Source organism: Saccharopolyspora griseoalba, from assembly GCF_042665275.1.
Lineage (GTDB): Bacteria > Actinomycetota > Actinomycetes > Mycobacteriales > Pseudonocardiaceae > Saccharopolyspora > Saccharopolyspora griseoalba.
In genome coordinates, this window is record NZ_JBHTCJ010000021.1 from 46,138 (window position 1) to 69,583 (window position 23,446).

The following is a 23,446-nucleotide window of genomic DNA, read 5'->3' on the forward strand; positions in this document are numbered from 1 at the left end:
TCCCGAACACCGCCCAGTGGCGCCCACCCGTGGCGCTGCGCCGCATCGACGGACACCTGACGCGCACCGCCACCGAGGCGGTGGCCTGGTACCGGCTGCCCGAGCAGCGGTGGTCGTTTCGTGGGGACGCCGACCGCGAGTCCCTGCTGCAGGCCATCGCGGCGCAATATGCCGAGCTCACAGGCCGGTGGCTGCACCTGCGGGTGACCTCCCGCCCATACGGGGTCGCCGACTGGGCCCGCGCGCACGCCGAGCACAGTCAGCACCGGCTGCCGGATGTGCCCGGTAGCTTGACGTGGCCGGACTACCTCATCGGTGAGCAGCAGCAGCTGCTGGGCGCGACCCTGGTGGACAAGCAGGTGTACCTGGGGGTGCAGTTGCGGCCCCGCAGCCTGCTCGAACGCGCCGCCGAGCGCCTCTCCCGCCTGCCCGGGGGATCGGATGCCGACCGGCGGGAACTCGCGTCGTTGCGTGAGGACGCGTTCGTGCTCGATCGGACCCTGGCCCGCTCCGGGCTGCGAGCACGCGCGGCCACCGCGGAGGAGATCCGGTGGTTGCTGCACCGCTCCAACACCCTCGGCCTGCCCGCCCCGACCCACATCCCGTCGGCGCCGGCCGATGGGGCCTGGCGCACCGAGGACCTGGCCGCGGTGTCGGATCTGGCCGCGTGGACCCAGCAGCCCTGGGCGCCCACGATGCAGGTCCATGGACGCGGCATGCCGCACGCCGGGCAAACCGGGCATGTGGCCGTGCTGTCGGTCGGTCTGTCGCAGCCCCTGGACATCCCGGAGACGGATCTGCCGTGGATGGCGATGGCCGATCAGGTGCCGGTGCCGGTGGAATGGTCAGCCCGCATGTATGTCCGTCCCGGTGAGGACGTCACCGGGGAACTGTCCCGGCAGGCCTCTCGGGTGCGCTCCCAGATGCGGCACTACACCGACGAGCACGGGCTGGAAGCACCCGCGTCGCTCGAGCGGCAGGCCCAGCAGGTCGCCGCGATCGATGACGATTTGACCACCGGGATGACCAACCTGGCCACCCGCGTCAAATCCTGGTGGCGCGTCGCGGTCTCCGGCGAGACCGAGGACGAAGCACTCGCGCGCGCCCAACAGCTCGTCGACGCCTACCAACCGAAGATCACCCTCGAACACCCGGCCGGGCAGTACGGTCTGGCCCGCGAATTCATCCCGGGTGAGGCCTTGTCGTCGACGGCGCACACCCGCCGCAGCTCCGTGGTATGGGCTGCCTCCGCGCTCCCGCAGGCCACCGCGCAGATCGGTGATCGGCACGGGGTGCTGATCGGGGAGACCGTTACCGCGGGGCGCCGGCCGGTGGCCTGGGATCCGTGGCGCGCGCAGGAGGTGCGTAACGCCAGTGGGCTGACGGCCATCACCGCCGGCCTCGGTGGCGGCAAGTCGTTCCTGGGTGGCGGGATCGTGTACAAGACGCTGCGTGCCGGGGCGCACTGGACGGTGCTCGACCCGTCCGGACCGCTGGCGCATCTGGCGAGCTTGCCGGAAATCGCGCCGTATGCGCGGGTCATTGACCTGCTGCGGGCCGAACCGGGGATTTTGAACCCGTATCGGGTGGTGCCCACCCCGGTCGATGGGGACTACGACCTGCCGACCGAGGCTGACCGGCTGCGTGAAGACCACGTGTTCGCCGATGCCACCCGCCGGCGGCTGGCGCGCGAGGTCCTCACCCGCATGCTGCCGGGCAAGCTCGCGCGCGAACCCGAAACCGCCGCGGTGATCCTCGAGGCCGTGCGGCGGGTCGGGTCCCGCCCGGACGCGCACCCCGGTCTGGTAATCGAGGCACTCAAGACCCTCAACGACGACGGGCTAGCCGAGCACGCACACCACGTGTGGCGGTTTCTGGATGAGACCCGCGATCAGATGCGGTTGCTCATTCCCGAAGACCCGCAGTCCGACCCGTATGCCAGCAGCCGCGATGACCGGCTCACGGTGCTGGGCATGGCCGGGCTTACGCTCCCGCGGGACGACACGCCACGCGAGGACTGGTCGGAGCACGAAAACCTCGGTGTCGAGCTGCTCAACCTCGCGGCCTGGCTGACCCAGCGCATGGTCTACGAAGGCCCCACGGGGCGCTCCGAGCAATGGCGGCACGCCCGCAAAGGCGTGTGGATCGACGAGGCCTTCTTCCTCTCCGAAGTCGCCACGGGCCGGATGCTGATGAACCGGTTCGCTCGCGACTCCCGCAAGTGGAATGTGCGGGTGCTGCTGTCGACCCAGCTGCCAGCGGACTTCCTGCGCCTGAACAACAACACCAGCGGTGGCGGTAACGGCTCGGCCGGCATCGGGGCATTGCTGGACTCGGCGTTCGTGGGAGTCCTCGATGAGGACAACACCCAGTCCGACGCGCTCGAACTTCTCGGTGTGCCCACCAACGCCGGATACGAGCCCTCGTTGGGGGCACTGCGGGTCGAACCGGACGAACCTCGCCAGTTCCTGTTCGCCGACGGTGACCACGGCGTCGAGCGCATCAGCGTGGACTTCTCCGGGCCGCACCTCGAGCACCTGCGCGAGGCACTCAACACCACCCCCGGCCAGCAGACCCCTGGACAGCAGGGCCGCAACCAACCCGCCGACCCGCCGCCGGAGGCAGCCAGCACCACGATCACGGGAACCTTGGCGCCGCAGCCGACCGATGCGTCAGCCGCGGAGTTGCCATGACGGTCCGCCGCGACGCGCACACCCCACGGCACCGCGGGGTGCTGGTTGTGCTGCTGGGACTGCTGCTGGGTGTGCTGGCTCCGGTGGCGGGGCCCGCGGAAGCCGGGGCCGCCCCCGCTGACGGGGTGCGGACGCAGCCGAAATGGATGGACTGCTATCCCGAACCCAGCATCGACATGCCTAACCAGGGCCTGGTGGGCCTGATCGACCCCGGCTCCGAGTACCGCGGTCAGCGAGATTCGCTCTATCAGCGCTACAGCTACGCCGGCACCCTCTGGCACACCTACGGTTACGCCGGGCCGTGCGCGGTGAGCAACCCCGACGTGGGCACCAACACCTGGATCGCCAGCAGCCTGTTCAACGTCGCCAAGAACATCACCGCCATCACCAACGCCGTGCACTACAGCTCGAGCTACGGCACATCACTGTTCACCGACGTCGACGAGTTTGTGCAGTTCATGTCCGGGGTGCTCTACAACAGCGTCTACACCCCGTATGTCGCCCTGGCGGTCCTGCTGGCCTCGGTGCTGATGCTCGTGGCCACCATCCGCGGAGATCTGGCCACGATCGGCAAACGCACCTCGTGGCTCCTAGTCGGCATGACCGTGGCATCGCTGACCTACATGATGCCGATGGTCTACATCGCCACCGCCGACAACTGGGTCCTCTACGAAGCAGACCAGGTCGAAGACAACATCCTCCTGCAGGTCAACCCGCACTCCGTCCCCAGTGACACTCTCCCCACCCTGCTGTACCACGAAACCGTCTACCGCCCCTGGCTCGCCGGCGAGTTCGGCAGCAGCGACCCCAACAGTCCGTTGGCGCGCCGCTACGCCGACCGTCTGCTGGCCGCACAAGCCTGCGACAAGACCGAAGCCGCCCGCGGCTGCGATGTGGGAGCAAAAAAGCAGGACTGGGAGAAACTCGCCGAGGAGATCAACAACAGTAACGCCGGCAGCGTGTTCAGCGGTGAAGTCAACCGCGCCGGGTATGCCCTGCAGGCCGTACTCAAAGCCGTGGCCTACGGCCTGTTCCCACTCGTGGCCAAACTCGGCCTGCTGCTATCAATGCTGGTCCTGCGCGTCCTTATCCTCGCCGGCCCACTCCTCGGTGGTCTCGCGATCGTCGCCAACGGTGTCCTACCCAAAGTGTTCCGGGCCCTCGGCGGCGCGGTCTGGCACGCGTTCTTCTTCACCCTCGCCGCCGCGCTGCACGTGGTCACACTGACCTGGATCACCGCGCCCGAGCGCGACAGCAGCGAATGGAAACAAATCCTGATCATGCTGCTGGTCACCATCATCGCGTGGGTCTCAGTGCGCCCGTTTGACCGAATGCGGCAAATGGCCTCCGCCGCAGTGGGCGCGCGCGTACCCGGCCCACACGAACTGCTGCTGGCACGCCAGATGCGCTACGAACGACGGCGCCGCTGGGCGCGCCGCGCCCGCATGCTCGGCCGTATCCTGCCCAGCGGGGCACGCTCGGCGGGTGCTGGTGGGCAGTGGGATCAGCACGGCTGGTGGCGCCGCCCACCCGAATACTTCAACGACCCCGACGGGCCGAGCACTGCTCGGGCGAGTGCGGAACGCATCCGCCCGGAGATCACCGCACTGTCCCGCCCGGCGCTTACCGCCGGAGCCGGTGGGCCGCGCGCCGGAGGTGGGGACCCGCCGCCCCCGGCCCTGCCACAGCCCGCCGTGCCACCAGGGCCGCGCCCGCTGGGCGGGGGAGGGGCCGCCGCAGCCCGCCCCGAACCCCACGGCCAGCGGCCCACCAACGGTGGTCCCGGCGGAGGAACCGGGCCCACGCCCCCACCCACGCCCGGCCCCACCGGGCCGGTGCCGCCGCTGTTTCGCCCCGACGGCCCCACCGCGGCCACCCCCGCCACACGCGCACCCCGTCCCGCCCGAGCCGGGGCCAACGGTGTGTACGAGATCTGGGACCCGACACGCCCACCCGCCCCACCGCGGCAACCCCCGCACCCCTCCCCGGGCCCGGCGAGGGCCACCGGCCCCGCGGGCGGCCCGGGGCCGGGTGTGTCACGCCAGTCCCCACAGTGGCGACACGCCCCCAACCCCTCCCGCCCGACACCCGGTCCGGGGTATGACACAGCACCGACCCGAACGTGGCGGCGCCCCGAAAACCGCCCCGATTCCCCAGGAAGGACGCGCTGATGTCACCGATCCGCACCGCCAGCCGACAGGCCACCACCCTGCGCACCCTCACCGGCTGGCCGCTGCGCTCACCCACCCACGCCCTGCTCACCGCCGCAGGGATGCTCGCCGCCGCCGTCCTGATCGGACTGCTGCTGCAGCCGGCCAACAACCCAAGCCCCCCACCGGCCGCACCCCCGCCGAGCACGCCGCCTCCGGAACCCACCAAACTATCCCCCGCCTACGACCCCGCCCTCACCGACGAATCCGCCGTGCGGGACCTCGCCGACCGCGCCGCCGAAGCCTGGACCCGCCACCCCCCGGGCATGCCCTCGGAGGCCTTCGCCGCGCAATTCAACGACCTGGCCCTGCCCGAATACCAGGCGCAACTGCGCACCATCGCGCCAGACAACATCCGCGAAGCCACCGTGACCGGCCCCGCCCAGATCACCGACCTCTCCGGCGGGCTCGCCCAGGCGCGCGTGCCGGCCCTGCGCGCCAGCGGCGAACGCGTGGACCTCACCATCGAGGTACAGCGCATGCCCCAGGGCTGGAGGGTCAACCGCATCACCGCCGCACCGGGCGGGCGGTGAGGCACCGGTGACGCGGATCGTGCTGCTGGCCGCGGCCCCACTGGCCGCGGTCCTGGTCGTCGTGCTCGTGGTCATCCCCGACACCAGCACAACCATGCTGCCGTTGCTGCAGTTCCAGCAGACCGCCACCGCCTGCCAACCCACCAGCAGCGCCGGCAACCCGTCACCCAGCGGCACACCCGAGCAGCAAGCCGCCGCGCTGTCACCCGACCAGCGCGCCCTGGCCGCGCGCATCATCGACCGCGGCCGGCAACGCGGCCTACCCCCGCGGGCCTGGCAAATCGCGCTACAAGCCGCCAAAACCGAATCCAACCTCACCAACCCCACCGGCGGCGACCGCGACTCCATCGGGGTGTTTCAAATGCGCCCCTCCATGGGCTGGGGCACCCCGCAGCAGCTCCGCAACATCGACTACCAGATCGCCACCTTCTACGACCGGCTCGTGCAGATACCGGACTGGCAGACCCAAAACCCCGGCGATGTCGCCCAAGCCGTTGAACGCTCCGCCTACCCCGAGCGCTACAAAACCTGGGCGCCGCTGGCCGTGCACCTCATCAGCACCCACACCGGCATGCCCATCCAAGCCGCCAGCGGATGCAGCAGCATGCCCCCACCCAGCGACGCCGTACGCCGCGTCCTGGACTACGCCCACGCGCAGCTCGGCAAACCCTACGTGTGGGGCGCAGCCGGGCCCGAGGCTTTCGACTGCTCCGGGCTGACCATGCGCGCCTGGCAACAGGCGGGCATCGCCATCCCGAAATACTCCCGCGACCAATACACCGCCGGCATCCAGCTTCCCCTGCAGCAAGCCCAGCCCGGCGACCTCGTGTTTTGGGGCACCGACCAGCAACCCGGCGGTATCTACCACGTCGCGCTCATGCTCGACCCGGCCACGCGCACCGTGCTGCACGCCCCCCAGCCCGGCGAAACCGTCGAAACCACCCGCATCTGGGAGCGCGACCTCCTGCCCACCGTCGTACGCCCCGACGCCCGCCCCGCCTGAAAGGACCCCGAGCCGTGACCGCGCCACAACACCCGTGGAACCGCCCCACACCCGACCCGGTGCCCACTGTGGCCGCGCCGCCCCCGGGCCCGCAGCACCCTGACCCGCTGGCCGCACTCCTCGAATTCGACACTGCCGGGTTCGACGTGACCGCGAACTACCTCGTCATCCCCGCCGGCCTCACGCACGCCATGCCGCCAGCGTGGCGCCAGCAGCTCGCCACCCTGCTCGCCGAACTCCGCGCCGCGCACCGGCACCGCCGGTGGCCGTCCTATCGGGTCACCGCGGTCAACCACGTGCCCCTCAACGAGCTCTCACTGGGCCAGCTCGACGAAGCCGGCATCATCGCCGACCCCACCGAGGACGGCGGACTGCGCTACTCCCCACGCCACCAACCCGACCGCACCCTCGACCCCACCACGCGCGTGCACGTCACCTGCCCCGACCCACTACAACCCCCACCCCGAAGCCACTAACCCCGGTAGATCGGGGTGGGGGGCGGAAATCTTCTGCGCGTCTGCGGGGACTGCGGCTAGAAACACTCTTTGCCGCTGCAGTCCAGTCCACTACGCCCACAACACACAGGGGGAGGGGCCGCGCAATGTGCCGCTCGAAAGAAGAGCACCCACCCAACGGTCTGCGCTGCCAGCTGCACGGGCTGCAACGGCTCATGGCCAACAACCGGCAAGCCTTAAGTCGACACGCGCGCACCACGGCCCGCGCCCGCATCGACGGCGATTACGAGCGCGTCACCAAATACACCCTGCTGCAAGAAAAGAAGATCGCAGAATACCGGCGCATGACCGGCGGACGAGAACCCCGCATCCCCGAGGTGATCGCCAACCGCTACGCCCCACCGATGGTCGCGCACTGGACCGACGACGAGCTCGAGGCCCAATACGCCAAGCTCAACCCCCGCGACCCGCAAGAAGGACTCGCCCAATACCAGATCTTCGCGGTCATGGAACAGCGGCAACAAGAACGCGACGCCGCCGCCAACCCCACCCACCAGGCCCAGGCGACCCGCCAGATCACCTCCTGGGAAGCCAGCAGCGACCAGCACGCGTCCCCGCTGACCGTGCCCAGCCAGCGCGGCGACCGGAAGCTGACCGCCAAGCAGCGCCTCCGCGAGGAATACGACCGCTACCTCGACGACAAGGTCCGCGACGCCGACGAGGCCTGCCGCGGCCAGTTCTTCAACGCCGAGACCCGGCAACGATTGGCCGACCCGAACCCGACGGCCACCGAAGGCCTGCCCGCCGAGCTCGTCCGCGACGGCGAACGCTACCTGCTGCAGGGCTCCATCGACCGGGTCCACAAGTACGGATCAACCGAGCTCATCAACTACTGCGAACGCAACGGGCATGTGTCCTTCACCGACTTCCAAGCCCACTACGGATGGCAGTCCGCACGCGAAACCGTCCGCACCCGCAAGAGCAGCCACACCGTCGTCAGCTAGGAGACCCAGCACGTGCGCCAAGACGAAATCATCGAAATCCTCAACGTCAAACAGATCCTCACCACCCAACACGAAGGCGAAAACGCCGCACTCGACGACGCCGGCCGCCGCGCCTGCCCCTACCCACCAGCCAGCATCAACGACGACCCCACCAACCAAGCACTCCGCGAAATGTGGCTCGCCGGCTACCGCATGGGCGAAACCCGCCGCCGCGCCGCAGTCGACCGCGAACTCGGCATCGCCGACCCCGACGAAACCGCCGACGAATTCGCCGACATCCCCGTCTCCCAAACAGCACGCGGCATGACCTGCGACGCGACAGCAGACCGGGACCGATGACCTCACCGACACCGCACCCGGCGCCCGCGGTCACCCCAACACGCTCCGCAGCCCACCCTCGAAGAACCGCCCGCCGTCGGGGGTCGGGGCGGCGGTGCCCACACCAGCAGAGTGGTCCCCGCAAGACCCGAGGGATACAGCGTTGGCCGTCCGCGCCGCGGCAGCAGTCATCGGTGGCATGGAATGATCCCGCCCGTGCATCCCGTTCCACCAGCCCCGACGCAGTTCGTCATCGCACGCTCCCCACATGCCTACCAGCGCGAACTGCGCCGCGTGCGCATCCAGATCGCCACCCAGGTGGCCACACTGGTAATCCAACTGGCAGCCGCCACCGCACTGGCCGCCATGGGCAGCATCACGGGCCTGGCACTGATCCTCCCCATCCCCCTAAGCGCCCTCGCCCTCGTCCTCCACCTCCGCACCCACCAGGCCCACGCCGCCATGCGGAACCTCCAAGTGATCTTCACCGCCGACGGCGTCACCTACGCCTCCGAGGCAGGCACCTTCACCGCCCCATGGAAAACGGTCACGCGCATCAACCTGCGCCGCGGCCGATGGATCTCGGTGCGCGTGCCGCACTGGAACGGCCCGATCAGCGGCTTCGGCCTCTTCGGCGAACTGGTCCTACCCCTCGCTGGAACCGGCCTGAACTGGGAAGAAGTCCGCCACGCGGTGCACTACTTCAGCCAGGGCACCGTGACGCCCCAGTAACGACCTGGCCCCGCCGGACCCGGTGACACCGCGACGTCCCGTAACCCCAGCCGGCCGGGCACCACGCCATCGGCCGTGTGGACCGGCGTGACTTGCCGAGGTCATGCAGTCACGGCCCCGCACCAGCGAGCAACCTCCCTGATCCTCGCTGGCATGACGGGTTCCGCAGCCGCTCACACGGGCTTTCCGGGGACGCCCCGCGGACTCTCCCGGGGTGCCCGATGACCGAGCACGCACCGATCTCCTCGCTAGCCGCCACCGCCCCCGACCGGTACGGCTCCCTCGCACACGCCCTGGACCCCCACGGCATCGTGGGCGAACTCGACCAGGACCTCGACGACCTGCACGCCACACTGCGCCGCTACGGCAACTGCGTCGGCCACCACCAAACCCACCCCGGCGACGACGACTGGTGGTACGACGACTACCTCCCCCGAGGCCGCAACGCACGCGCCGTGCAACGCCACCGCGCCGAACAGGCCTGCCAAGGATGCCCCGTCAAGCGACAGTGCCTGACCTTCGCGCTCATCACCGAACATGCCGCCGGCGCCTCACACGGCTACTGGGCCGGCACCATCCCCGAAGACCGCCAACGCATGCTCGCCGTACTCACCGAGACCGACATCAACCCCACTGCCGCCGAGCACTCCGGAACTGCGCAGCACGCACCCACCGCACTCGGGGCCTAAGCAGGGCCGAGACCGAACACGCACCGAGACGCCACCCCGGGCGTCAGGCGGTGTTATTGGCCCGTGAGTGTGGCTCGGTCATCGGGGTCGTCGTCGTGGCAGTACTCGGTGGCCCAGCAAGCCCAGTGCAGTTCAGTGAGTGGCCCGAAGATAGGGCCGTCGGGATCGCCGAGGAGATCGACGGCGTCGTCGAACGTGAGGCGTTGCCCGCTGAGGGTGCGTGCGGCGGCGTGTTCGCGCACGCTTGGACCGCCCCAGCCTCCGCTGCAGCCGGTGACAGCGGCGCAGACCGCGTTGGCGAAGGCTGCGCGGTGTTGTTGTGAGGCGTGTGGGAAGTGTGTGCGGGCGTAGCGCATGGCTTCGTCCTGCACTGCGCCCGGGTCGGTTTCGCCTGTGCGGGTGTGCGGGGCGGGTGCTTTTGGCGCGGGGGTGCGGCCGAGGCGTTGTCGTGCGGCGCCGGCTTGGCGGTCTTCCTCTCCGGCTTCGAGGTCGGCGAGGTCAACGTCGTCGCCCCAGCGTTCGATGTCAGCGCGGATGAGGTCATGAATGCGGGCGGTGCGTGTCGTCCCTTGCTGTTTGGTGATGCGCCCCCATGCGTCCCACCACCGTTGCGGGACGCGGAAGGTCCTGATGGCCAGGTCGTTCTCATTCTCGCGCTTGTTCGGCATGGCGAAATTCTGGCACAGGTTCGACGTATATACACAGATGTGGTAGAACAGCGTATATACGCGGATATCGCCGCGGTTGTCTACCGATTGGAGTTCCAGTTCCATGCGCAACCTGACCCAGTTCCCAATTACCTTCCAGACCGAGGGTGGTGGGGAGTTCACCGTCCCGGTTGACAAGTCCGGCCCGGCTTTCCGGCCCATCCGCCGATCCAGCCCGGCGGGAGCGGTGACCATCCGGGACCGGGATCTCCACCGAGTGGAGATCCCGGTCGAGGACCAGGAGCTCGGGGATGTTGACCTCCCCAGCACAGAGCCCGTCGTCGTGCCGATCCCGACGGCTCAGCACCTGGCCGGGCAGGCGAACGTGTTCGTTCCGCACGGCGTCGTCCGCGACGACAAGGGACAGATCCAGGGCTACACGGGCCTTGCCCGCGTGGTTGAAGCCCTCGCGCCGACGACCAGCGCGTCGACGGTCAAGGTGGAAGAACTCAAGGAGCTCGAGGTGCTCACGCCGCACGCGGCGGCCTTCTATCTGGACGGCCCGGACAACGGCCCGGCGTTGACAATCCAGTCCACTCAGAGCGACCCGAGCATCGGCCGCCAGGAAGAGCAGGTCACCTGCACCGCCGAGGTCGTCGAGACCGAGCACGGTGTGCTCCCCGTATCGGAGCTGCGATACGGGAAGGTCAACCTCCCGGACCCGGCGCCGGGTGTCGGCCTGGTCGTCTCCCGCATCACCGCGGGTGCGGCCGCCGGGCGAGGTGACCTGCTGGTTCCGGTCACCGTCGCTAAGAACGGTCGACCCATCGGCGCGTCCGGTCTCAACCGGATCCGCTGACATCGCGACTGGAAGGGCTCGATGTTCTTCAGGAAGTCCAGGAAGGCCAGGCACATGTCGCCACAAGCCGACCCAAACACAGGCCCCGCCCGGTACCGGGCGACTGGCGAGTCAGAAGCCGATTTGGGAACACACACGGTGTGGCTCCCGGATGCTGACCAGCTAGCGCAAGGGCCGGGATGGGTCGAGTACTTCACCGCCCCGCCCGGCGCAAGTCAGCACGAGACCGACGCGATCGCGTCGGACATCCTTCACCGCAACGGCTGGGAGGCGGCAACGCGTGCCGGACGACTCGCCATGACTCCGGGTTGGTGGCAGGAAAGCACTGATGTTCGGGCATGCTGGGTCTGGGCGGCCTAGTGGGCACGCTCGTTCTCACACTGCTGGCCGCAGCGTTCACTGCTGCGGCCAGCAGTTTTACATGGAGATGTTGGTTCATTTCTGTTCTGGTGCATTAGCTTCGCGTCCGGGTTCTGCTCGTACTTCCTCCACGCCCACGCCGGATCGGCCATCTCGAAACCGGCGAATCCGTAGCTACCGGCCGAGTCTGACGCGAAGGCGGGTGCATCCTCCGCTCAGGAGCGAGGCACGTCCGTGCGGTCACCCTCCGGTCGACCAGTAACCCGATCCGCCGCTCAGTCGCCCGTAGCCGCGTCCTGACGATCCCTGAGCTCTCGAAGATGGGCCGTGATTGCCTTGTTGACGGCGACCTTGCTGACCCCCAACGCCTCGGCGACCTCGGCCCACGAGCAGCCCCGGGTGGCCTCATAGATCGCCTCCTGACGCGCCCGACTCAAGACGCCCTTGGCGACCTCAACCAGCTCGCGAGCGCGGCGAGCGCGCAGCAGTGCCGGCTGGTCGGGCAGCGCGTCGAGCTCGGCAGCCAGGGCGCGAAGCTCGTCGGCGGGAGTGCTCATACGTCGGACAATACCCCAACTTATTGACTGCGCCATCGGGAATACCGTAGAGTGTTGCTTGGCGCCAGTAGGGAGATGCCATGACAGCATTCCTAGATTCCGGGCCTACGGCGCGATCAACGTCGGCGACCCGTGCCCGCCGGGGCGGGACCTCGGCGGTAACTGCCGGGGCCGAACCAGACTGATCAATCGACGATAGGAGATAAACATGCCGCGCGAGATCGAGATCGAGTTCACTCAGACCGTCACCCTGATCCGCCGCGTGAAGGTCAAGGAGGACGAAACCGAGCAGGAGGTCATCGACCAGGTCATGGAACGCCTTCCTCTCCAGGTTGAGGCTGATGGCCAGTGGGCGGTCGAGACCCGCGAGGTCTGACCGCGACGGAATCCGTCGTGATCCGCCTTCACGTCGATTGGCCCAGGGGAACGCCGAAGTCGAGGTGACGGTCCCCAAGGCCATGTGGGAGGCGATGACGCGTAGCGAACGCGAGCATTACGGCGAACAGCTCGCCGCTACCGCGGCAGGAAACAGCGGTGTCGGCTATGGCTGGGAGGTGAAGTCCACGACCGACACTGCCGTGGAAATCCTCCTCACTGCCGAATAGCCTCGTGGGAGCGACAGTGAAGTGCTCGTTATCCCGCGCGCTGAGTGGGACGCAAAGTCCCCACAAGAGCAACAGAAGTACGGCGAGCAAGAAGCCAGCACGCTCCTCGGGAACAACGGCGTGGGCTACGGCTGGGACGGACCCTCCTGAACGCCACGATGCATTCGAGCAAGTGCTTGCTGCCGGTACGGCAGCCCATACCTAGGGAGGAATGAAATGAGCATTCACGGCGACAACAAGGCGACGGAAGAGGGGGTCCAGGTCTATTGCCAGCGGTGCGGAACCGTTGAGGTGTCCGCCGCGAACTGGCCCATCAACTTCAGGCGCAACCACAATGCCGCTACGGGGTGCCTGCCCACGCTGGCCACCGCTGACGAGGCGGTGGAGCTGGCGTACGCGTTGGCTATCCGTGCGCAGACCGATGACGTCGCGGCCTTCTGGGACCGAGGGTGGGGTGATAGCGGGGGAGTCGCAGAGATCAGCGTCATCGTCGATGGCAACGGGCAAAACCCGCGTGCGCTCCTCACTCCGGTCGTTTACAAGGAGCTGAGCGAGAGCGGGGCCATTGGCCCCAATGTGCTGACAACCTTCAAGGCCCGTCGCGTGCACCAGTTCCAACTTCCGGGCGCGGTTGATGCCTGGTAGGACCCGGCTCCGGCCAGGGCCTTTGCTGTGTTCGCGCGTACTCGTCATCAGCTAACCACCGAAACGAAAGAAGAGGAAGACGTGATGAAGCGATCCGAGAAGTTCGTGGAGGAGGTTGCCCGTACGATCCACGCGCGCTTTCTTTTCCGGGCGTCGAACGGCAACCCGAACCCGGATGAGGTGTGGGATCACCTTCTGACCGAGCGGGCGCGGGACGAGTACCGGACCGACGCGCACGCCGTCCTCGACACCATCGAAATTCTTGAGAAGGACGCGAGCGATCACGGGGTGTAGGAGGTGCGGGGCGGAAGTTGCCAGTACTGCACCCGGCCAGTCAGCTACCTGACCAGCGGATTCCCAAGGTGTACTACTCGCGCCCATGAGGAGTTAAAGAAGGCCGACGATCCTTGGGAGACCAATCCCATCGCCGGCCTTCCTCGCCAAGCACTGAGAAAAGGACTCTGGGGAGCATGCACTCATCCCAGCTGATACCAGTCCCAGTACTGGCTTCAGGATACACGCCTCGTGTGCCGGGCAGAAACCCAGCCATGATGATGTGGTCGGAGGATCCCGCGGGCTTCCTGTCTCCGCTGAGCTGCAAGACAGGATGCAAGCTGGCGCGGTTGACCGAAACGAAGGGCCACTCGGATCAGACAGAGGGGGCGACCCTCGAGCTGCCTAAGCGCTGTTCTTCAGTGGCGCTACAAGGCTGGGTAGTTCTACCGCTCTCGCTTGTCGCGCAGCATGGCCGCCTCGTCTTGGCTAGGACGGGGCGGCCATTTGTGTCCTGAGGTGCTTCCGTGGCGATCTGACCGGCCCCGGAGTGTGGGGTGTCGTGCCGGCGAACGTATCGCCGCAGCGTGGAAATCTTCGGCGCGAAAACACCAGCGGTGGTTAGCGTGCGCGCGCAATCACACGCCACCCCAGGGTAACGGGACGGCGTGCACGAGGAGGGGGCCGTCATGGGCTTTTTGCTGCCGGAGGCGGAGCGTCGGCGAGCGAGACGGCATTTGTCTGGTCGCGCGGGAGGTGGCTATTCAGTGCTGCGGCGACCGACCCAAAACGGCCCTAGGTTTCGAGAAGGGCTATGTGGTGGAGAACAACGACCTTGACAAGGCACCCGCTTTGACAGTGATCTCGCTCGGGGCGGGGGTACAGTCCACGGCCTTGGCGCTCATGGCCTGCGATGGTGTGCTCCCGCGGCCTGACGCGGCGATCTTCGCCGATACCGGATGGGAACCACGCAGGGTCTACGAGCATTTGGAGCTGTTGGCCGACGAGCTCGATAAGGCCGGGATCGCGTTGTATCGGGTGAGCGTGGGGAATCTGCGGGAAGACTCGCTGGATCCGCAACACCGGTACTGTTCAGTGCCTTACTTCGTGCGTAACCCCGACGGATCGGGTGGGATGGGCCGGCGCCAGTGCACGTCGGAGTACAAGCTGCGTCCGATCAAGGCCAAGGTGCGTGAGTTGCTTGGCTACCCGCATCCCAAGCGGGTTCCGCGGGGCGTGTTCGCCGAGCAGTGGATTGGCTTTTCCACCGACGAGATCGGTCGGGTTCGTGACAAGCTTGACGTGCAGTACGCCCGGCCGCGGCATCCACTGCTGGAACTGGGCATGTCGCGTCGGGACTGCGAACGGTGGTTACGTACCCGGGGCTGGAGCTCGGTGGCGAAGTCGGCGTGCATCGGGTGCCCGTTTCATGGCAACCGGCAGTGGCGAGAGCTGCGTGATACGTGCGTGTGTGGGCACACCCGCACCTACCACCGGACAGGTCAGTGCAGTGGCGCGGTAGACACTGCCGCGGTCGATGAGAGTGCCCAGTGCGACTGTATGGAGTTCCGCAATCCTGAATGGCAGGATGCCGTCGCGTTTGACCGGGCGATCCGCCAGGGCGGTGCTCGGGGGTTGCCGGCCGGGGGTGAGGCGTTCCTGCACCGTTCCATGATTCCACTGGATCTCGCCCCGATCGATCGTGTCACGCGCAAGGAGTGGGCCGATCGCCAGCTGGATGTCTTCGATGCTCTAGCCGACGGTGACGACTTCGATGAAAACGGCGATCCGGAAGGTTGTTCGCCGTACGGTTGCCGCTCCGGGGTGGTGGAGCCGAGAGACTCTGCTGGGAGCAAGGCGGAATGAGAGCGGACGGCCGGCGAGTATCTGGTGAGCCGCGAGACGCGGACCCCGCTCTGCGGAGCTGACCTCATCACCAGGTCGCCGGCCGTTACCCAACCTCAGCGAAGGGCTATTGGCAGCCCCACGGAGATAGGCTGATCACTCTACTTGGGTGAGCTGTGGTGCTTCGCGCGCGGGGCACGTTGTTGGCCGGCGGCGTGCAGATGATGCCGTGCAGCTCTGCGGGGTAAAAACGGGTAATATAGTGGGTTCGGAAGAATATGGGTGCCGAGCTATGAGGGAGACGACCATGATCCGCGCGGGCAGAAACACCCTGGACAGGGCCGGCATCGCAACCGCGCTTGGTATGAGCAAGTACCGCGCGGACGTGGAAAAGCCATGGAACAACCCAGGCTTCCCGCGAACACTCAACGGCCGCCCCGGTCGGCGCGTGCGGTGGCTGTGGGACGAGGAAGAAGTCCTGACCTACCGCGACCAGGAGGCGGAACCAAACGAGCCGATCGAACTCGTCTCCCGAGACCCTCACGAGGACCCCGACCCAGCGGACCTCCTGGACTACAACGACATCGCCCGGCTGACAGGGCGCACTCGAGCGCAGGTGCAAAACCTGTGCGGCGATGGTTACCTCCCGTTGGCCGACGATCCGCATGGGCGCACCTATGGTGTTCCCCATGTGCGTCGCGCCGCCCTGGCGGAGTACCTGGCGGTAGGCATCACGCGGCCGGCGCGCGGCCGACCGCGCAAGGACGACTCCGAACGCCACTACGCGCTGGTAGCGCAGGCGCTGGCCGACAACCCCCGAGCACGGTTGTCCGAGCTCGCACGTGCCACCGGCCTGTCCAGGCCCACTGTGCAGCGTCTGCGCGCCCAGGTCGAACAGGAAGAAGAAGCCTAATCCTCGTGAGTGTCCTGCAGGAGCACCTGGATGCGGTCCCACGTGCCATCGTGCCGCCAACGCCGATAGCGGCTATAGGCCGTTTGCCATGGCCCGTAGCGAGATGGCAGTGAGCGCCACGACGCGCCCGTGCCTAACACCCACAAAATCCCGTTGATGACCTGGCGATGCTGCCGCCAGGGGCGCCCCCGCTGTCGCCATTCCGGCACCACGACGCGCACGGCCTGCCACTGAGCATCGCTGAGCTCTCTGTCGTCGCTTGCCATGGCACTGGAGTGTCTCGGCTTCTGGCGGGTGTTCGCTGACGATTTGCCCAGCAACCCGGCACCCCGTTGGGTTCTTCGCGGCTGTGCGGCACGGCCGACGCCGCAGCGGATGGGTGCGAACGGTCGGCAGGCGGACATCGGCGCAGGAGTGCACTGACTCAGTGGTGTCGTGAGCTGCTGTTTGATAAATCCAGCCGTGTTTGACAAATCCGCGGTTGTTTGACAAATCGCCGCCGCGAACAACCTGAGGCGATCTCGGATGATGCCCAGGTCGCCGGCTGTCCAGTCAGGCCTGCGGCAGATCCGAACCCTATGCGGAGCGCAGGCGGCGGGTGCACAGTGCGCGCGTTCGTGGGCGCACTACCCGCACGCGTGCACCTGCGCACCCGGGGGCGCCCGCCCCCGGGTGCGCAGGTGCACGCGGGGGCGGGCGGTCGGGCACATGCCTGCGTTCCTGCGTTGTCGGCGGCCTGTCGCGCCAGTCCCTCACTGCCGAACCGCTTGATCAGTAAAAACAAAAACAGGTAAGTTGTTGGGTGTCGGTGGGGCTGACCACCACGCCGACACCCAACCTGGAACGACAGCGGAGGTAGAGGCAATGGCGAAGCGACTGGCGTCCGGTGAGCTGCAGAAGCGGGTTGCTCGCGAGCTGGATTCGCGCGGCAACGCAAGCCCTGGTGAGATTGCCGCCGCGCTGGGCAGCTCGTCCGGTGGCGTGGGTTACGCGCTGGGAGCGCTGCAGTCCAAGGGGGCCGCGCGCAAGGTCAGTGATAAGCCGGTGCGCTACGCTCCGACCGGAATTACCCCCGAGGTGCATTCCGGCGCCGCGATCCCCGCACCGCGCGCCGCGGCCAAGTCCAAGCGCAAGCCCGCAGGAGCGAAGAAGCCTGAGCCCGCCGGGTACAAGGCTCCGGCGAAGGTGACTGGCCCGGTCGCCCGCCCCAACGGCACCACCTACCAGCCCCGCGCGCTAGCCGGAAAGACCGATGTCGACGCGCTGCGCAAGCTGCGTGCCGCGAAGGTGCCCGCCCTGCTCTACGGTCCGCCCGGGACCGGCAAGACCTCCGTTGTTGAGGCAGCGTTCGACGACGCCATCACAGTGCAGGGTGACGCAGACACGACGGTGGGCGATTTCGTGGGCGAGTACGTCCAGCTGCCAGATGGCCGATTCGAGTTCGCGCACGGCCCGTTGGTGCGTGCTATGAAGGAAGGCCGCGCGTTGTTCATTGACGATGCGACTCTGATTAGCCCGACGGTGCTCGCGGTGGTTTATCCGGCGATGGACGGGCGGGGCGAGATCGTGATCAAGGCGAACGCCGGTGAGGTGATCACCGCCGCGCCAGGATTCTACGTCATCGCCGGACACAATCCTGGGGTTCATGGCGCGGTGCTCACCGATGCGTTGTCGTCGCGGTTTACCGCGCATATCAAGGTGTCCTCAGACTACGCGCTTGCCGAACAGCTGGGCGTGTCTCCGAAGGCCGTGCGCGTGGCCAAGAACCTTGCCAAGCGCGCCGAACACGGTGAAGTGAGCTGGGCCCCGCAGCTGCGCGAGTTGCTGGGTTTCAAGAAGCTCGCGGAGGTTCTTGGCGAACCGGCCGCTGCGGGCAACCTGGTCAACATCGCACCGGAGGAGGACCGCGAAGCGGTCGCCGAAGCGGTGCGGGATTCGTTCGGCAAGGCGCCCGAGCCCCTGGCGTTGGGTGAACAGGTCACTTTCTGAGGCCCGGACTGGCTGGCGCGCCAGTCCCCGGAGGCTGGCGTGCTTGCAACCTCGAAATAAAAACAGGTAATTTTCTGGCAACCACCACACACGGGAGGCCACGATGTACCTGATCAACGACTTCTTCCACCCCGCCAAGGGTGGGGGTACCGCGATCATTCACCGAAACGGGTGCGCGCGGACCAGCTCGCTGTCCCGGCTCCGTGAGCTCTACGCGGGGTGCGATTTCACGGTGTCTCAGTACACCTACCGCTCGGAGGGCGACCCGAACGACCTCAGTCGGGCTAGCAGGGAGCGCCGCTACACCCGCGACGACGCCATTAAGACGTTCCGGCGCAAGTGGACCGTTCCTGTGGATGTCGAGATCTGCGAGTGCGTCAAGTAGGCGTCCCAGAGGCGGGCCGGGAACACCGCCCGGCCCGCCACCAACCCCACCAGGCGAGGGGTAGCTCCCCCCATCGCGACCGAACACGCTGAGACGAGGAGAACGACATGCCAGGGCACATCACTACCACCGCTCCCGCTCGTGCCGTGCCGAGCGGAGCGTGGCTTCAGTTCTCGGCGGACGTCGCCGACCAGGTGCCCGATCACGCCGAGGCCACCGATCTACTCGTGGCGGTCGCACCGGGCGCGGCCAACGGCACCGCGCTCCTGCACGTGATCGATCGACGGATCGAGATCGACGGCGACCTACTCGGCGACGTGGATCCGGCGACCGCGAACCCGTACAGGCACGCCGACCGCCGCCGCTACCCGGTGTTCTGGGGCGCCCTGGTCCACGAGGCCGCGCACGCCCGACACACACAGTGGCGCGGCCAGGGCGCCCCCATAGGAGCGCTGCAGGCTGCGAAGCTGCTCGAAGAATCGCGGATCGAGGCACAGCAGATCCTCCGCCGCCCCGAAGACCGCGAATGGTTGCGCGCATCGGCGGGGCACATCATCTTGAGCCAAGCGCCCGCCGACGCCAAGATGGACCGCGCCGCAGCGGCCTCCGCCGCCGCGCTGATGCTCGCGCGTACGTGGGCGGGTGTGTTCACCACCAACGAGACGGCCCCCACTGCCCGGATTGTCCGCCGGGTGCTCGGTACCGAGACGCTTCGCACGCTGCGCGATATCTGGCGTGAGGCGCACGAGGTCGCCGACGATGACGAACAAACCATGATCGACCTCGGCCGCCGCTGGTGCGAAGCTCTGGCCACGGACGAGGCTGAACCGATGCCCGAACCGGTCTCCAGCGGTACCGGCGAACCGTCCCCACTCGGCCGGGCCATGCAGGAAGCGACGAACGAGGCTGCCGTGCCCGGCGAGAGCGACAGCAGTGATGAACACGAGAACGGCGACAGCGACAGCGACAGCAGCAACGAGGCCGGGCCCAGTAGCGACGCGGGCGAAGACGCGTCGGGCGGCTACTTGTCCGGACGTCGTGAGCCCACCATCGCGGAGCGGAACGCAGCGCGGACGCTGGGACGCGCGTTCGACCGCGCCGGAGTTCGCGACCGCGCCACCACGAAAACCACCTCGACCGTCCCGCCGGGCCGGTTGCGGATGCGCGGTGTCGTAGCCGCAACCGCGCAGCGGCAAGCAGGAAGCATTCCGACCGCAGAGCCGTTCACGCGCGCAGAGCGGCAGGTCACCCCCGTTCCGCCGCTGAGAGTGGGTATTGCCTGCGATGTCTCCGGCTCAATGGACGATTACGCGGCTGCTGTGGCTTCCACAGCGTGGGTGCTCGCTCACGCGGCCAACCACGCGCACGCCGAAGCCGCCACCGCAACCACGCTGTTCGGCCGCCACGTGCAAGAGTTGACCCGCCCCGGACAGACACCCCGCCGGGTGCAGGAATTCAGCTGCCCGGACACCTACGAGGACGTGGCGGGCGCGCTGGACTCACTGGACGCATCGCTAGGGCTGTCGCGGCCAGGCGCCGCGCGCCTGCTGGTCATCCTCTCGGATGGCTTTTACAAGGATGAGCAGTGGGCGCGCGGCGCGCACCAGGCAGAACAGCTTCGCCGAAGCGGCTGCGCCATTCTGTGGCTCGGAACCGAACTGATGGAAGTTGCCCTAGAGATGGTCCCGGAGCGGAGGAGCTATAGCGGCCCGTTTCCTCGGGCAGCGGTGCAGACCCTCGGGGAGACCCCGAAGGACTCCGCCCGCAAGATCGGGACCGCAGCCGTCCGCGCACTACGCGACGCCAGCTAGAACAACCCCGCAGGGGCCCACCTGGTCGCGACGGCCGGCCCCTGCGGGAACTGGCGCTGCGCCAGTCCCTGAGGTGCGATTGCCCACCACCATCAACAAAAACAGGTAAAATAATGGCCAGTGGCGGACCTCCCCATAACCGACCAGATCGGAGGATCGACCGTGAAGAATCCCGCAATCCTGACCAGGCATTTTGAGAAGGTCCGGTCCAGGCTGCTCGCGGCGCAGCCCTACGACCCCGATGCAGTGAAGCGGGTCGAATACGCACGCGAGCTTGTGCGTCGCGGAGCCCTCGACCAGATCAACGTTAACGGCGTCCTGTACTGCGTGGAATCCGGCGCCGCGACGGAGTACCGCGAGACTGCGCGCCTCGCGCTGGATTCCATTCTCCGCGCGATGCAGCGCGACACCACGCCTGCCCGGCACGCGCGGTTGCGGAAGCTCCGCAACGAGCTCTTGGCGCCCGGCCAGCGGGGAGCGGCTGAAACGAGGTGGGAAGGGGTGCTGTACCGCTGCGCCTATGCCGACCAGACGGTCACAGCCACCGCCGCGAACCAGCGGCACGGACAGGGTTCGCTCCTGAGCGTCTTCGACGCGCAGGAGACTGCGGCCGATCAGTCTCGGGTGTACGCGCGGGTTGCCCGTCTGCGGCACCTGAAAGCGAAAATAAGCGAAGAAGCCGCGACGTCGGCCGTGTGGGACGGACTCCGCTACGACGCCGCACACGGCACTGTCGCCGTCGCACCCGCTAGGAGCTCCGCGAATTAGTCACTCAAAGCCGAATCTAGGGCGCGCCAGTCCCCCAGGGGTACACCGCTTGCGGAGCGACAGCAAAAACAGGTAATTTAGGTTTTGCGAAAGCAGAACGGCGAAGGGAGTAAAAGAGATGGGCACCTCGTACGAGGGCTGGGCAGCAGGAACCTGCTCGACCGCGCCTTATTTCACGGTGTGGGGCTCGCATCACCGACGCGGACTGGTCTTTACCGACAAGGCGCAGGCTGATCCGAGTAGTTCGCGGGTGGCGGCGCTCCCTGCGAGTGTCGCCACCCGCGGCCCGGCCCGGTAACGTTTGCGCCCAAGCAACTCACGCACTGGCGGAACGTCCGCGCGCAGCAGGTGGACGACGGCTGCGCGCGGAAACCAGTCGCGCCAGTCCCCGGGGCGGAGGGCGGGGCGGCCTCCGCTGGACAGTGCAAACAAAAACAGGTAAATTAATGGGTGTTGGGATAGGGCGGAACGAGACTGCCGGCAGCACTCCGCCAGCAAAAGGAGAGAAGCAAACATGTACACGGTTGACATCCTCCCCGGACGCCACTTTTCCGCTATCGATGACGCGCTGAACGCGGGAATGGCTGAGCACACTCGATTCAATGTCGTTGATTCCAATGACGTTATTGTTCGGAGGGTGAGCCTGACTGGCAGGTTTGGTCGTCAGTTCTTCGATATTATCAACGTTGAAGACTGAATAGGAGTCCACGCCGCCCAGTTGCCAAAAGAGAGGAGCTGGGCGGTGTCCCGACCCCCGACATAGAACAATGCGAGCGGAGGTAAGAAAATGCGGATGTGCAAGGTATGCGGGGGAGGCATGACAGACGCTAATCAGCACAAGCAATGCCGCCGAGTGTGGAGCAACTCGCTAGGCCTTCCGTCTACTCAGGAGCGAGAGACCGAGAACGGCACGGCCCCGCGCGTTCCTCCGGCTACGGCTGCTGCGTGCTGGAGTGTTGTCCGGACCTATGTGGTCGCACGTGACCACGGCGAACAGTGCGAGTACAGCGATAGCGAGGTTGCGACGGCGATTGAGCCGCTCGCGTGGCATTTTGGGCTTGGGCAAGCCGACGTTGTTCCGTTCGTGGCTAGTACTGTTCACCAGGATTGATGTGATCTCGGGGTTTCGCCCTCTAGGTTTTAGGACTACCCGCGCGCACAGTCCGGGGTAAAAGGTATGGCGAACTCGGCCGGGCACCCGCGCGAGCTCGGCTGAGTTGCATGCCCGGCGGCGCGGTACCGGACGAACCCTAGGGTGTTGTGGTGCGCCAGTCCCCTGGTGGTGTGGGGCCGCGAAACCCTTGTGTCCGACGCGGAGTGGCGTAAAGCAAAAACGCCAACGGGGAATAACCGCCCCGCCACACGAACAGCAGGAGAGGAACAGGCAATGCGAGTGTGCCGAGTGTGTAAGCAAGGTTTCGAGTCGACGGCCGTGCACGCGACGTGCCGCCAGATTTGGGCCGAATCCCTCGGTGTTCCGGCCGCGCCGGGAGACGGCGAGTTCGCCCCTGAAAATCTGTCAGGCGCCGTGTGGACCGAAGACGGCCGCCAAGCCTCCTGGAGCGCGGTGCGGGTCGGATTCGGGGTCGTGGGGGCCCGCACAGAGGCGGGCAACCGCGACGCGTGGGCGTTGTCCAGCGACGGCATCCGCCCCAGCGTGTGGCGGCGAAAGCAGGACGCAGCGGAGTTCGCGCCGTACGTGCCGCAACTCGTGGCCGACGGGTGGAAGCTCGTTCATGTGCGCATGCCATAACCGCGGCCCGTGAGTCGAGCGCCTAATCCGCTCGTTTTGGAGTGTGAGGGTTTGGGGGTGCGCGCGGAGCGTGTGCCCCCAATCTGGTTTATGGGTTGTGGTGTGGGGAGTGGTGGTGTAGTGGGGTGTTCACCAATCGGCAGGTGGTGGGTGTGCGGTTGGGGGTCTGATGTGGATGGTGTGTGAATGGTGTTGCGGAGCAACAGGTATACACCATGTGGTGTGATCGGTACGGTGAAAGTGTTGCGGAGCAACAACTTTCGCGAGCACTGGTGAGTATGGACGGTCCAAACAGGACGCACGATCAGACGAGAACCGTTGCGGAGCAACGGATCTCGTCACCCGCGACCCGCCCGGCGCGCGCGGAGCGCCGCGCCTAGTTCCTGCGGAGCAGGACAG

The 23,446-nt window shown here is 67.2% G+C and carries 24 protein-coding genes; 21 read left to right on the forward strand and 3 right to left on the reverse strand.

Going from position 1 to position 23,446, the window contains the following annotated elements; genetic code table 11:
- Nucleotides 1-29 precede the first annotated feature (29 nt).
- The 9 genes from ACFQRI_RS26180 (at nucleotide 30) to ACFQRI_RS26220 (ending at nucleotide 9,637) form a co-directional block, all read left to right on the forward strand.
- Nucleotides 30-2,693: an ATP-binding protein gene (locus ACFQRI_RS26180; protein ID WP_380673167.1), complete on the forward strand. Its 2,664-nt coding sequence runs from the start codon at nucleotides 30-32 to the stop codon at nucleotides 2,691-2,693.
- Complete coding sequence (locus ACFQRI_RS26185) at nucleotides 2,690-4,864, forward strand: hypothetical protein (RefSeq protein WP_380673169.1); 2,175 nt, start codon at nucleotides 2,690-2,692, stop codon at nucleotides 4,862-4,864. The genes ACFQRI_RS26180 and ACFQRI_RS26185 overlap by 4 nt, the downstream gene beginning before the upstream one ends.
- Complete coding sequence (locus tag ACFQRI_RS26190; protein ID WP_380673170.1) at nucleotides 4,864-5,436, forward strand: hypothetical protein; 573 nt, start codon at nucleotides 4,864-4,866, stop codon at nucleotides 5,434-5,436. Before ACFQRI_RS26185 ends, ACFQRI_RS26190 begins: the two co-directional genes overlap by 1 nt.
- A gap of 7 nt (nucleotides 5,437-5,443) precedes the next feature.
- Nucleotides 5,444-6,439 (forward strand): C40 family peptidase, encoded by a 996-nt coding sequence (locus tag ACFQRI_RS26195; protein ID WP_380673172.1) that lies wholly within the window; start codon nucleotides 5,444-5,446, stop codon nucleotides 6,437-6,439.
- 14 nt (nucleotides 6,440-6,453) lie between these two features.
- Nucleotides 6,454-6,915 (forward strand): hypothetical protein, encoded by a 462-nt coding sequence (locus tag ACFQRI_RS26200; protein WP_380673174.1) that lies wholly within the window; start codon nucleotides 6,454-6,456, stop codon nucleotides 6,913-6,915.
- A gap of 194 nt (nucleotides 6,916-7,109) precedes the next feature.
- The gene (locus ACFQRI_RS26205) at nucleotides 7,110-7,898 is read left to right on the forward strand and encodes a hypothetical protein (RefSeq protein WP_380673176.1); all 789 of its coding nucleotides are present in this window, start codon (nucleotides 7,110-7,112) and stop codon (nucleotides 7,896-7,898) included.
- A gap of 12 nt (nucleotides 7,899-7,910) precedes the next feature.
- Nucleotides 7,911-8,237: an Rmf/CrpP family protein gene (locus ACFQRI_RS26210; RefSeq protein WP_380673178.1), complete on the forward strand. Its 327-nt coding sequence runs from the start codon at nucleotides 7,911-7,913 to the stop codon at nucleotides 8,235-8,237.
- A 183-nt stretch (nucleotides 8,238-8,420) separates the two neighbouring features.
- The gene (locus tag ACFQRI_RS26215) at nucleotides 8,421-8,948 is read left to right on the forward strand and encodes a hypothetical protein (RefSeq protein ID WP_380673180.1); all 528 of its coding nucleotides are present in this window, start codon (nucleotides 8,421-8,423) and stop codon (nucleotides 8,946-8,948) included.
- A 221-nt stretch (nucleotides 8,949-9,169) separates the two neighbouring features.
- Entirely contained in the window at nucleotides 9,170-9,637 is a 468-nt protein-coding gene (locus ACFQRI_RS26220; protein WP_380673182.1) for a WhiB family transcriptional regulator, read from the forward strand.
- A 53-nt stretch (nucleotides 9,638-9,690) separates the two neighbouring features.
- Here ACFQRI_RS26220 and ACFQRI_RS26225 read toward each other — a convergent pair whose 3' ends face one another.
- Nucleotides 9,691-10,410 carry a hypothetical protein gene (locus ACFQRI_RS26225; protein ID WP_380673184.1) on the reverse strand — a complete coding sequence of 240 codons (720 nt, stop codon included), beginning with the start codon at nucleotides 10,408-10,410 and terminating at the stop codon, nucleotides 9,691-9,693.
- Here ACFQRI_RS26225 and ACFQRI_RS26230 point away from each other — a divergent pair.
- Nucleotides 10,409-11,143, forward strand: coding sequence for a hypothetical protein (locus ACFQRI_RS26230; RefSeq protein ID WP_380673186.1), 735 nt, complete (start codon nucleotides 10,409-10,411; stop codon nucleotides 11,141-11,143). The two genes, ACFQRI_RS26225 and ACFQRI_RS26230, sit on opposite strands and share 2 nt — an antisense overlap.
- Before the next feature lie 635 nt (nucleotides 11,144-11,778).
- Here the strand turns inward: ACFQRI_RS26230 and ACFQRI_RS26235 are convergent.
- A complete protein-coding gene (locus ACFQRI_RS26235) occupies nucleotides 11,779-12,060 on the reverse strand; it encodes a hypothetical protein (protein WP_380673188.1) in 282 nt (93 codons plus the stop codon).
- 208 nt (nucleotides 12,061-12,268) lie between these two features.
- Here ACFQRI_RS26235 and ACFQRI_RS26240 point away from each other — a divergent pair, with 208 nt between their 5' ends.
- From ACFQRI_RS26240 to ACFQRI_RS26265, 6 genes are all read left to right on the forward strand, one after another.
- Entirely contained in the window at nucleotides 12,269-12,436 is a 168-nt protein-coding gene (locus ACFQRI_RS26240) for a hypothetical protein (RefSeq protein WP_380673190.1), read from the forward strand.
- Nucleotides 12,437-12,500: 64 nt separating this feature from the next.
- Entirely contained in the window at nucleotides 12,501-12,665 is a 165-nt protein-coding gene (locus ACFQRI_RS26245) for a hypothetical protein (RefSeq protein WP_380673192.1), read from the forward strand.
- A 216-nt stretch (nucleotides 12,666-12,881) separates the two neighbouring features.
- Entirely contained in the window at nucleotides 12,882-13,310 is a 429-nt protein-coding gene (locus tag ACFQRI_RS26250) for a hypothetical protein (protein WP_380673194.1), read from the forward strand.
- Nucleotides 13,311-13,394: 84 nt separating this feature from the next.
- A complete protein-coding gene (locus ACFQRI_RS26255) occupies nucleotides 13,395-13,604 on the forward strand; it encodes a hypothetical protein (protein WP_380673196.1) in 210 nt (69 codons plus the stop codon).
- A gap of 798 nt (nucleotides 13,605-14,402) precedes the next feature.
- Nucleotides 14,403-15,449, forward strand: coding sequence for a hypothetical protein (locus ACFQRI_RS26260; protein ID WP_380673198.1), 1,047 nt, complete (start codon nucleotides 14,403-14,405; stop codon nucleotides 15,447-15,449).
- Between the two features lie 271 nt (nucleotides 15,450-15,720).
- Nucleotides 15,721-16,341 (forward strand): helix-turn-helix domain-containing protein, encoded by a 621-nt coding sequence (locus ACFQRI_RS26265; RefSeq protein ID WP_380673200.1) that lies wholly within the window; start codon nucleotides 15,721-15,723, stop codon nucleotides 16,339-16,341.
- Here the strand turns inward: ACFQRI_RS26265 and ACFQRI_RS26270 are convergent.
- Nucleotides 16,338-16,745: a transposase gene (locus tag ACFQRI_RS26270; RefSeq protein ID WP_380673202.1), complete on the reverse strand. Its 408-nt coding sequence runs from the start codon at nucleotides 16,743-16,745 to the stop codon at nucleotides 16,338-16,340. The two genes, ACFQRI_RS26265 and ACFQRI_RS26270, sit on opposite strands and share 4 nt — an antisense overlap.
- Before the next feature lie 460 nt (nucleotides 16,746-17,205).
- Here ACFQRI_RS26270 and ACFQRI_RS26275 point away from each other — a divergent pair, with 460 nt between their 5' ends.
- From ACFQRI_RS26275 to ACFQRI_RS26295, 5 genes are all read left to right on the forward strand, one after another.
- A complete protein-coding gene (locus ACFQRI_RS26275; protein WP_380673204.1) occupies nucleotides 17,206-18,330 on the forward strand; it encodes an AAA family ATPase in 1,125 nt (374 codons plus the stop codon).
- 103 nt (nucleotides 18,331-18,433) lie between these two features.
- Nucleotides 18,434-18,715 carry a hypothetical protein gene (locus tag ACFQRI_RS26280; RefSeq protein WP_380673206.1) on the forward strand — a complete coding sequence of 94 codons (282 nt, stop codon included), beginning with the start codon at nucleotides 18,434-18,436 and terminating at the stop codon, nucleotides 18,713-18,715.
- Nucleotides 18,716-18,822: 107 nt separating this feature from the next.
- The gene (locus tag ACFQRI_RS26285) at nucleotides 18,823-20,526 is read left to right on the forward strand and encodes a hypothetical protein (protein ID WP_380673208.1); all 1,704 of its coding nucleotides are present in this window, start codon (nucleotides 18,823-18,825) and stop codon (nucleotides 20,524-20,526) included.
- A 162-nt stretch (nucleotides 20,527-20,688) separates the two neighbouring features.
- Nucleotides 20,689-21,294 carry a hypothetical protein gene (locus ACFQRI_RS26290; protein ID WP_380673210.1) on the forward strand — a complete coding sequence of 202 codons (606 nt, stop codon included), beginning with the start codon at nucleotides 20,689-20,691 and terminating at the stop codon, nucleotides 21,292-21,294.
- 514 nt (nucleotides 21,295-21,808) lie between these two features.
- Nucleotides 21,809-21,991 (forward strand): hypothetical protein, encoded by a 183-nt coding sequence (locus tag ACFQRI_RS26295; protein ID WP_380673212.1) that lies wholly within the window; start codon nucleotides 21,809-21,811, stop codon nucleotides 21,989-21,991.
- Nucleotides 21,992-23,446: the final 1,455 nt, after the last annotated feature.

Bases quoted from the DNA above. Each gene is read 5' to 3' on its own strand.
- ACFQRI_RS26185 (WP_380673169.1), top strand. From the start codon at position 2,690: ATGACGGTCCGCCGCGACGCGCACACCCCACGGCACCGCGGGGTGCTG.
- ACFQRI_RS26190 (WP_380673170.1), top strand. From the start codon at position 4,864: ATGTCACCGATCCGCACCGCCAGCCGACAGGCCACCACCCTGCGCACC.
- ACFQRI_RS26205 (WP_380673176.1), top strand. From the start codon at position 7,110: ATGGCCAACAACCGGCAAGCCTTAAGTCGACACGCGCGCACCACGGCC.
- ACFQRI_RS26215 (WP_380673180.1), top strand. From the start codon at position 8,421: ATGATCCCGCCCGTGCATCCCGTTCCACCAGCCCCGACGCAGTTCGTC.
- ACFQRI_RS26220 (WP_380673182.1), top strand. From the start codon at position 9,170: ATGACCGAGCACGCACCGATCTCCTCGCTAGCCGCCACCGCCCCCGAC.
- ACFQRI_RS26230 (WP_380673186.1), top strand. From the start codon at position 10,409: ATGCGCAACCTGACCCAGTTCCCAATTACCTTCCAGACCGAGGGTGGT.
- ACFQRI_RS26225 (WP_380673184.1), bottom strand. From the start codon at position 10,410: ATGGAACTGGAACTCCAATCGGTAGACAACCGCGGCGATATCCGCGTA.
- ACFQRI_RS26235 (WP_380673188.1), bottom strand. From the start codon at position 12,060: ATGAGCACTCCCGCCGACGAGCTTCGCGCCCTGGCTGCCGAGCTCGAC.
- ACFQRI_RS26240 (WP_380673190.1), top strand. From the start codon at position 12,269: ATGCCGCGCGAGATCGAGATCGAGTTCACTCAGACCGTCACCCTGATC.
- ACFQRI_RS26250 (WP_380673194.1), top strand. From the start codon at position 12,882: ATGAGCATTCACGGCGACAACAAGGCGACGGAAGAGGGGGTCCAGGTC.
- ACFQRI_RS26255 (WP_380673196.1), top strand. From the start codon at position 13,395: ATGAAGCGATCCGAGAAGTTCGTGGAGGAGGTTGCCCGTACGATCCAC.
- ACFQRI_RS26265 (WP_380673200.1), top strand. From the start codon at position 15,721: ATGAGGGAGACGACCATGATCCGCGCGGGCAGAAACACCCTGGACAGG.
- ACFQRI_RS26270 (WP_380673202.1), bottom strand. From the start codon at position 16,745: ATGTCCGCCTGCCGACCGTTCGCACCCATCCGCTGCGGCGTCGGCCGT.
- ACFQRI_RS26275 (WP_380673204.1), top strand. From the start codon at position 17,206: ATGGCGAAGCGACTGGCGTCCGGTGAGCTGCAGAAGCGGGTTGCTCGC.
- ACFQRI_RS26280 (WP_380673206.1), top strand. From the start codon at position 18,434: ATGTACCTGATCAACGACTTCTTCCACCCCGCCAAGGGTGGGGGTACC.
- ACFQRI_RS26285 (WP_380673208.1), top strand. From the start codon at position 18,823: ATGCCAGGGCACATCACTACCACCGCTCCCGCTCGTGCCGTGCCGAGC.
- ACFQRI_RS26295 (WP_380673212.1), top strand. From the start codon at position 21,809: ATGTACACGGTTGACATCCTCCCCGGACGCCACTTTTCCGCTATCGAT.